Genomic DNA, 8,352 nt, shown 5'->3' on the forward strand with positions numbered 1-8,352 from the left:
AAAATCGTTGATATCTTTTTTTACAATTATGAGTGCGTTTCCTTTAATATCGCTTGTACATATGGATCATGTAATATTTGCTCTATAATTGGTAACATGTTTTGTTCAAATGGAATGTCGATAGGAAATGGCTTTTGAGAGCCTGGTTTTATTCCATATTGCACAATTTTGTAATGTGTATTTTTTTCTGACTTGAGCACAATTAGCTTATAGCGATTATCATCGCCAGCGAGTGAGAAATCAATAGAAGTAGCGTTATATGTTACTTCATCTTTATATATGTACGGTTTTGGCGTACCAATCCAGTCTATTTTTGCTTGTACATTCATGGGCATAGCCTCCTTATATGTATTATAAATAAATAAAAGCCAGCTCTCAATAAAGAGAACCGGCTTGTAATTTAGCAGTCATTGGTTATTTTAAAATTTTCACTTTAACAGTTTTGCGGCCCCATTTTTGAGCAGCACTATCTGATCCAAGTAAGATATCGATACGGTTACCTTTAATTGCACCACCAGTATCTCCAGCGATAGCTTCTCCGTAACCTTCTACCCATACTTTAGATCCTAATGGGATTACTTTCGGATCAACAGCGATCATTTTCATGTTTGGATTCGCAGTTAAATCATGACCCATTGCAGTTAATACACGGCCGCCATATGTGCCACCGTTTTCGCTCGGATGAGCTGTATATGCTGTAGCTACAACTGTTAACTCACGACCACCAGATGGTTCGCTAGTTTCAGCAGCTTTCACAGCAGGCTTAGCAGCTGGTTTTGCTTGTGCTGCAGGTGTTTGAGCCTTAGCTGGTGCTTCAACTTTAGCTTTAGCAGGAGCAGTTGTTTCTTGTTTCTCAATTACAGGTGCTGTACCTGTTAAGAAAGGAACATGAACATAAGCTGTTTTCCCGTTATATTCAAATTGTAACCACTCATTTTGTACTTGGTTCGTTGTTTCGATTACATCGTCTTTCTTCAACTTTCCAAGAATTTCTGAGTTTGTGTTCGCTTCAGCACGTACGTTTAATACGTTAGCTGTTACGTAGTAGATGCTTTTTGTGAACTCTGCACTTACGAATGCGTCTTTACCGTCTAAAGTAACTTTTGACCATCCGTTCTCTGTATTTTGAACATCTATTTTATTACCGTTTAGTAATTTACCGACAACTTTTGATTCAGTAGTAGGGTTTTCGCGTACGTTTAGTACGTCTGTTGTTACAACAGTTTCTGCATTAGCAGATGATGTGAAAATCCCAAGACCAAAAACTGCTGCTGTTGCTATTCCAATTAATTTTTTCATGATAGCCTCCATTGCGTTTGTTTTCGTGTCCTCATTATAGCAACAGATTTTTTCGGATTTGGGGAAAACACACAATTACAAACCATTCGTAATCAGTCGTTAACATCCTGTAATATAACAAAAAATATAGGAAAGCGTTTTTCATTCTATATGACTCATAGGTTGCTGGTTATATTCAAAATATTTAATACAACATATTTTTTTCGACGTAAATAAAAATATTACAGGAATGTTACATGATATTTACTAAACGATTACATTCCTTGAGTATTTTACCGTTTTATGGGTAATATAGTTATATAAACATAAACATTTTGTTTGTGAAGCTATAAACACGTGCTATATACTAGCAAAAAAACCGCATAATTGTTACAAAACGAAAGGGTTGCAAGGAAGAAATTCGCCCTTTTTTACATATGTAACACATCCTTTTTTAGGAAAATACATTCCTATCCGCGTTTTTCTCACACAATTTGACAGCAGTATTTCTAACTTGTAGCTCTTGCAGAGTGAAAAGGTTATACGAAAGGTAAGGCTGTCTATAAGAATTCGAATTGGTGAAGGTGAAAGTAAGAAAATCACCGCAAAATTATAGTTTTCTATCCGATTTTACATATCGGAATTTATGTTATTTACAAAAGCGAAACCTACGAAGGGGGATTTGATGAGGAAACTGACAAAAACATTCATCGTTTCATTAACATTATGTATTGCATTTACAATTTGGGGGATTATTCCCGAATCTATTATTGGAAAAGGTAGCTTAGGAAATGTAACAACTGCAATTCAAACTGCATTAGTTAGTAAGTTTGGGTGGTTTTATATTATTTCCGTTTCTATTATTTTAGGTGTGTCTATCTTTTTAATTGTTTCGAAATACGGTTCTATTCGTTTAGGTAAAGATGATGACGAACCTGATTATAGTTATATGACATGGTTTGCTATGCTATTTAGTGCTGGTATGGGTATCGGCTTAGTTTTCTGGGGCGTTGCTGAACCATTAAACCATTTGTACGCACCTCCGTTTGGAGAAGGTGCAACTGAGGAAAGTGCGCGCCTTGCATTGCGTTTTTCATTTTTCCATTGGGGATTACATCCTTGGGGACTATATGCGTTTGTAGCGTTATGTATTGCTTATTTTACCTTTAGAAAAGGAAAAGCAAGTACGATTAGTGCGACGGTAGGTCCGTTATTTAAGGGCGGGGAACACGGGCGTATTGCTCATTCATTTGATGTGTTAGCTGTTTTCGCAACTGTGTTTGGTGTTGCAACTTCATTAGGTCTCGGTGCAAAACAAATTGCAGGTGGTGTTAGCTATTTAACATCTATTCCGAATTCATTAACGACACAGTTAGTTATTATTGCAATCGTAACAGTTCTTTTCATGTTATCTGCACAAACAGGTCTTGATAAAGGAATTAAATATTTAAGTAATACGAACATTATTTTTGCATTTGCACTTATGATCATTGTATTATTTGCAGGTCCAACAAACTTTATTATGAATTACTTCACTTCAACAATAGGTTCTTATATTCAGGAATTGCCAAGTATGAGTTTCCGTTTAAGTCCATTGGATGAAGGCGGAAATCAATGGATTCAGTCATGGACAATTTTCTATTGGGCATGGTGGATTGCATGGTCACCGTTCGTAGGTACGTTTATTGCTCGTGTTTCACGAGGTCGTACAATTCGTGAGTTTGTTATCGGTGTGTTACTTGTACCGACCGTAATCGGTGCGCTTTGGTTCTCCGTTTTCGGCGGGACTGGTATTCACATGGAGCTGTTTGGTGATGCACATATCTTTGAAAAAATTAAAGAGATGGGAACAGAAGTAGGATTGTTTGCTATGTTCGATCAGATGGGAAGCTTTGGATCAGCTTTATCTGTTTTAGCGATTCTTCTTATTTCTACATTCTTTATTACATCGGCAGACTCTGCAACATTTGTTTTAGGAATGTTAACGACACATGGTAGTTTAAACCCACCAAATCGTATTAAAATGATTTGGGGTATCGTTCTAGCCGCGATAGCTTCTACCTTATTATATATTGGCGGATTAGAAGCCTTACAAACGGCAGCTATCATTGCAGCATTCCCATTCGTCTTTGTTATTTTCTTTATGATGGCAGCATTATTTAAAGAGTTACAAAAAGAAGGACGTATGAAGCGTCATTAATAATAGAAGGAAAAGAGCTGATTTTATATCAGCTCTTTTTTTATCCCTCTATTTGTTGGCTGATTAAAGTTTCACTTTATATAGAAGGAATTTGAAATGCGGGTAAGGGAAATAAAATACTTTACTATATAAGTAGTATGCCTTTTATACGAAGAAAAAACGATGGGTTTCGACAATATTCGATATCTTACGAATTCTATTCGTATTTTTGTCAAAAATATGTCGGAAATGTGTTGTCACTTTTATGTATATGTGCTATATTATTTCCTGTAAGCGATTTCAAATAGTTTTAAAGCGCATTCAAGGGGGACATCTAGAATAATGAAACGTTACGAAAGAAAGTGGAAGCATATTTGTTTGAAACGTGTGGCACATCGTAGTGTCCAAGAAAGCACGGAACCTAAGACTGAAACGCGCAAAGAACAGCAAGAGAAGCAATTGGTTCTACAAAAATAGCAATCACTTTTTCGTATATAAATGAAGGTCGATCGTTCGTTGGGGGATGGACGTGAAATTACTTTCAGCTAAGGGGTATTGTCTGATATATAATTTATACGGCAATAAATAAGCACAGAGCATACGGCGCTCTGTGCTTATTTTTATTTATCTTTTTTAAATCGAACTGTCTTATCCCAGCCGATGACTTGTTTCTTGCTCTTTGCACGTAAATATAAGATTAAGCTGCGAATAAATAAGTACGTAAAGAGCTGTGCATACGTAAAGTACATAATAACGCTAATAAAAATATTAGTCGGTGTAAAGGTTCGTTCGACACTCTGGGCACTAAATAATTGTGAAACATATGTAATATATGCTACATACCACATAAATAGTAGCGGAATGCTATATTGAATTTGGAATATCCCGAGTAGCCCAATTACAAACCAAACGTTTGAAATGATTAGGAATAGCCAAAATACAACATACACTAGAACTTGTTGTAAGGAATGAACGAGCAGTTTTCCTTTAAAGAAACTTAATGACGAGAACATTTTTTCTAAAATGTATAAATTTCCTTGGAGCCAACGTGTACGTTGTTTAATAAGAATTTTTAAATGCTCTGGTTCTTGTTCCCAAGTAACTGATTCTGGGACGATTGGTAAGAGATAACCTTTTTGTGTAATTCGTAATGTTAATTCAGCATCTTCTGCAATTGCATAAGGGTCATAGCCACCAAGCTCTTCTAGTGCTGAGCGACGAAGAAGCATATTTGTTCCTGTTAGTGAACCCGTTTGGAATAGTAACCAGCGTCCAGATTGCATAAGGAGCTGGAAGATTTGAAATTCTAGCGAAATCATTCGCGTCAACCAGTTTCTTTTTTCATTTACAGTACGAACGTGTCCAACTGCTCCAACCGCATCTTCAGTTGTTTCAGCGTGCTCTACAAGCATTCGCAGTGCGTGTGGTTCAGGTTGGTTATCTGCATCGTAAACACAGAAGTATTCACCATCTGAAATACTAAGCCCATAGTTTAGTACACGTGATTTACCCTTCGGTTCACCGGAGGGAACACGAATGTGGCGAATATGAGCATAAGCTTTGTCGAAATCATCGCCGATTTCAGGTGTTTCATCTTGAGAGTTATCATTTAATAAATAAATAGTTAGCTTTCCTGGATATTCAATCTTCGCCATCGCCTCTAAAGTATCTTTAATAACGACCCCTTCATTATGGGCAGGTATGAAAATATCGACGCTAGGATAATGTTCTAGTGTACGATCTTTTCGTTTGCTATTTCGGTGAATTAGGCCCGCGATTGTTAAGAAAGAGTAGTAAACGAGTAAGCCAGAGAATAGAAAGGCCGTAAAAATAAGTACATATTTAATTGAAAATGTGATACTGATCCAAAAAACGAGTACGCAAAACAGAAGAAATAAAAGAAGTATAACGAGAGTCATCATAACAATGTCTGTCCTTTGTTTCCAATTTGCTCGCTTGAAATTTTTATATCTTGGATTGCTTCAGCTGCAAGCCATTTTTCTAATTTTGGCTGTAGACGGTTCATTACTATATCTGCACCAGCCTCATTTGTGTTCTGTAATAAAATAACTAATGTACTCTCATCATATTCAGCAGCAAGGTCAAAATCATTCCTTACCGTTTCAACTAATAAGGAAGCTACACGATCCATAACACTTTCCTTCGTATATTTACTAAAGGAAGTGAAATCAAAGTAAACGATAACGCCTGTTTCATTACGACGATTCATTGCAGTCGTTAATAACGCTTGGCGTCTCTCGAATTCTTGTCTAGTTAATAATTTTGATTCTCCAATATATTGTTCCAACGTTCTCACACGCTCAGTTAAAGTTTTATTTTCATGAATCACTTTTTTCAATAGGTGAGTTGTTATATATACAATGAAGAAGTTAGCTACCATCAGGAAGTGGGTAATCATATATTGCCATTGATCTGATGTACTCCATAAATGAAGCCATGCTTGATAAAATAAATAAAATACGGAAATAATGGTTCCTAGTATGAAGAAAATAAATGCTGTTTTATCAGCTAAAAATAAGAATAGTACATTTACGATTACGTATATTATTGTAAAAATGAGCGCATGCTCATAATTCGTCACATGTACAGTAGTAAAATAAAATACAATTTGTAGAATCCACATAGAGAGGATTTTATAGAACTTATCTTTCACAAAACTTTCCTCCTTAAAGCTATTTCATCCATAGATACTTGTAGTATGCGCAATTATTAAGAAATTGACTATGTCGTTAAATTCTTTTGAAGGGCAACAACAAGTAGTATCTCTATTTTCATAAGAAAAATAAAAAGACTTAAACATTATTGTATCATAATGTTCTCATATTTGGGATAAGGTGATTGATAGATACATAAAAGGCGTTTGGAGTGCATGAAAAAAGTCTTCTCTTGGAGAAAGAGAAGACTCTATATAAGTTTATAGGAACATCATACCTGCAACTGCTGCATTTAAGAAGTTAGCTAATGTACCAGCGATAACTGCTTTAATCCCTAATTGTGCAATTTGTTTACGGCGAGTAGGAGCTAGCGTTCCTGTTACACCTAATTGAATTGCAATAGAAGAGAAGTTTGCGAATCCACAGATTGCGAATGTTAAAATTAGATTTGTTTTGTCAGAGAACTCTGCCATATGTGGTCCTAAGTTTGCGTATGCAACGAATTCGTTGATTGCAAGTTTTTGACCGATAAAGCTTGCTGCTTGTACAGCTTCACCTGGAGAAACCCCGATTAAGATTGCAAATGGTGATAATAAGTAACCGAAGATTAAATCAAGGCTAAGTTTAATATGGAATAAAGACCCAACTAATCCTAATAGACCATTTAATAAAGCGATTAATGCAATGAAAGCCATTAACATTGCTGCTACGTTAATAACAAGTTGCATACCTTCAGATGCACCACGTGCAGCTGCGTCGATAACGTTTGCGTCTTCACGTTCTGTAGAAAGTTCAACGTTATTATCTACTTTTTCTGTCTCTGGCATGATTAGTTTCGCAATTAATAAGCTTGATGGAGCTGCCATAATTGCAGCTGCTAATAAGTGCTCTAACGGAATACCCATTGCTGCATAGCCGACAAGAACTGATCCGGCAACAGCTGTCATACCGCTTACCATAATAGTGAAGAATTCACTATTTGTTAAGCGTGCTAAGTAAGGTTTAATTAAGATTGGAGCTTCAGTTTGTCCTAAAAATACAGTCGTTACTGAGTTTAAGCTTTCTGCTTTAGAAGTTCCAAGAAGTTTACTTAATGCACCACCAACGACGCTAACAAATTTCTGCATAATACCGAAATGATATAAGATTGCTACTAATGAACTAATAAATACGATTGGAAGTAGTGCTTGAATAAAGAATACAAATCCCCAAGGTCCTTTTGCGTTGACTAAATCCCCAGCAACGAACTTAATTCCCTCGTAAGAAAAATTAATTAATCCTTGAACACCGTCAGCAGCGTGTTTTAAACCTGCTTTACCAGCATCCCATCGTAATACGATAAATGAAAATGACATTTGTAATGCTAGCGCAATTAAAATTGTGCGCCAATTAATAGCTTTGCGGTTGGAAGATAGTAAGAAAGCAATTGCTAATACTCCAATCACGCCGCCAATTCCCCATAAAAGATTCATGCAGTGTATGCTCCTTCCTCATAGTAAAAACAGTGTATAAACCAGTTGTCTATACATTTACGAATATAACATCTTAAGTAACTTATCATAATGGACATCGGAGGTCAAACGTCTAATGAAAAGTTTAAATAAAAAGAAAATTCTTCAAAAAAACACATATAAAATAAATAGACATGAAATAGGTTATGTTTTTTATGAAAATATATACATTATGATAACGTTATGCATTGTTTTTGCAGAATAAAGTGTATGAAATAGAAGAATGGATACATTATTTTTGTAGAGAGAAACTAGGGGAAAGGGAGTAATGTGTTGAACTCGTAACAAAAAAGCCTTCTAGTAAACTAGAAGGCTTTGAAACTATTAATTAAGGTGCTTTCGTGTATCCTAAGAAGTGGCTCTTCCAATAAGAGTTACTTAATGAAGCGATTGCTACACCTTTATCTCCAGCTTGGATAAATGATCCGCCCCCAAGGTAAATACCCATGTGAGAAGGACCAGATTTATAAGTGTTTTGGAAATAAATTAAGTCACCAGGTTGTGGACTTGAAGTTTTTGGTAGGCTACTCCAATATCCCGCAACACTTTGACGGCTAATGTTATGACCCAATTTCTTAAATACATGGTAGATGTAGCCACTGCAGTCTACGCCGTTAGCAGAAGTTCCGCCCCAAACGTATGGTACACCTTGCATTGATTTTGCATATGCAAGTACGGAAGAACTGTCGCCACTATTATTGCCTGTATT

The 8,352-nt window shown here is 36.0% G+C and carries 7 protein-coding genes; 1 reads left to right on the top strand and 6 read right to left on the bottom strand.

Annotation, left to right across the window (positions count from 1 at the left end; translation table 11 throughout):
• Nucleotides 1-26 precede the first annotated feature (26 nt).
• Together MR167_RS29130 and MR167_RS29135 are read right to left on the bottom strand one after the other, a co-directional pair.
• Nucleotides 27-329, bottom strand: a complete 303-nt coding sequence (locus tag MR167_RS29130; RefSeq protein WP_001102514.1) for a DUF3910 family protein — start codon at nt 327-329, stop codon at nt 27-29.
• Nucleotides 330-414: 85 nt separating this feature from the next.
• Nucleotides 415-1,299, bottom strand: a complete 885-nt coding sequence (locus MR167_RS29135) for a cell wall-binding protein EntA (RefSeq protein ID WP_000733341.1) — start codon at nt 1,297-1,299, stop codon at nt 415-417.
• 664 nt (nt 1,300-1,963) lie between these two features.
• Here MR167_RS29135 and opuD point away from each other — a divergent pair.
• Nucleotides 1,964-3,478, top strand: coding sequence for a glycine betaine transporter OpuD (opuD, locus tag MR167_RS29140; protein ID WP_001230116.1), 1,515 nt, complete (start codon nt 1,964-1,966; stop codon nt 3,476-3,478).
• Nucleotides 3,479-4,077: 599 nt separating this feature from the next.
• Here opuD and MR167_RS29145 read toward each other — a convergent pair.
• The 4 genes from MR167_RS29145 to MR167_RS29160 all read right to left on the bottom strand — a co-directional run.
• Nucleotides 4,078-5,379, bottom strand: coding sequence for a glycosyltransferase family 2 protein (locus MR167_RS29145; RefSeq protein ID WP_000988755.1), 1,302 nt, complete (start codon nt 5,377-5,379; stop codon nt 4,078-4,080).
• Nucleotides 5,376-6,131 (bottom strand): diguanylate cyclase domain-containing protein, encoded by a 756-nt coding sequence (locus MR167_RS29150; protein WP_000653231.1) that lies wholly within the window; start codon nt 6,129-6,131, stop codon nt 5,376-5,378. Before MR167_RS29150 ends, MR167_RS29145 begins: the two co-directional genes overlap by 4 nt.
• A gap of 261 nt (nt 6,132-6,392) precedes the next feature.
• Nucleotides 6,393-7,604, bottom strand: coding sequence for a NupC/NupG family nucleoside CNT transporter (locus MR167_RS29155; RefSeq protein WP_001051018.1), 1,212 nt, complete (start codon nt 7,602-7,604; stop codon nt 6,393-6,395).
• 367 nt (nt 7,605-7,971) lie between these two features.
• On the bottom strand, nt 7,972-8,352 hold a 381-nt coding region (locus MR167_RS29160; RefSeq protein ID WP_242316081.1), incomplete at its 5' end, for a C40 family peptidase.

It is taken from the genome of Bacillus cereus group sp. BfR-BA-01355 (genome assembly GCF_022663675.1).
GTDB classification, from domain to species: domain Bacteria; phylum Bacillota; class Bacilli; order Bacillales; family Bacillaceae_G; genus Bacillus_A; species Bacillus_A thuringiensis_S.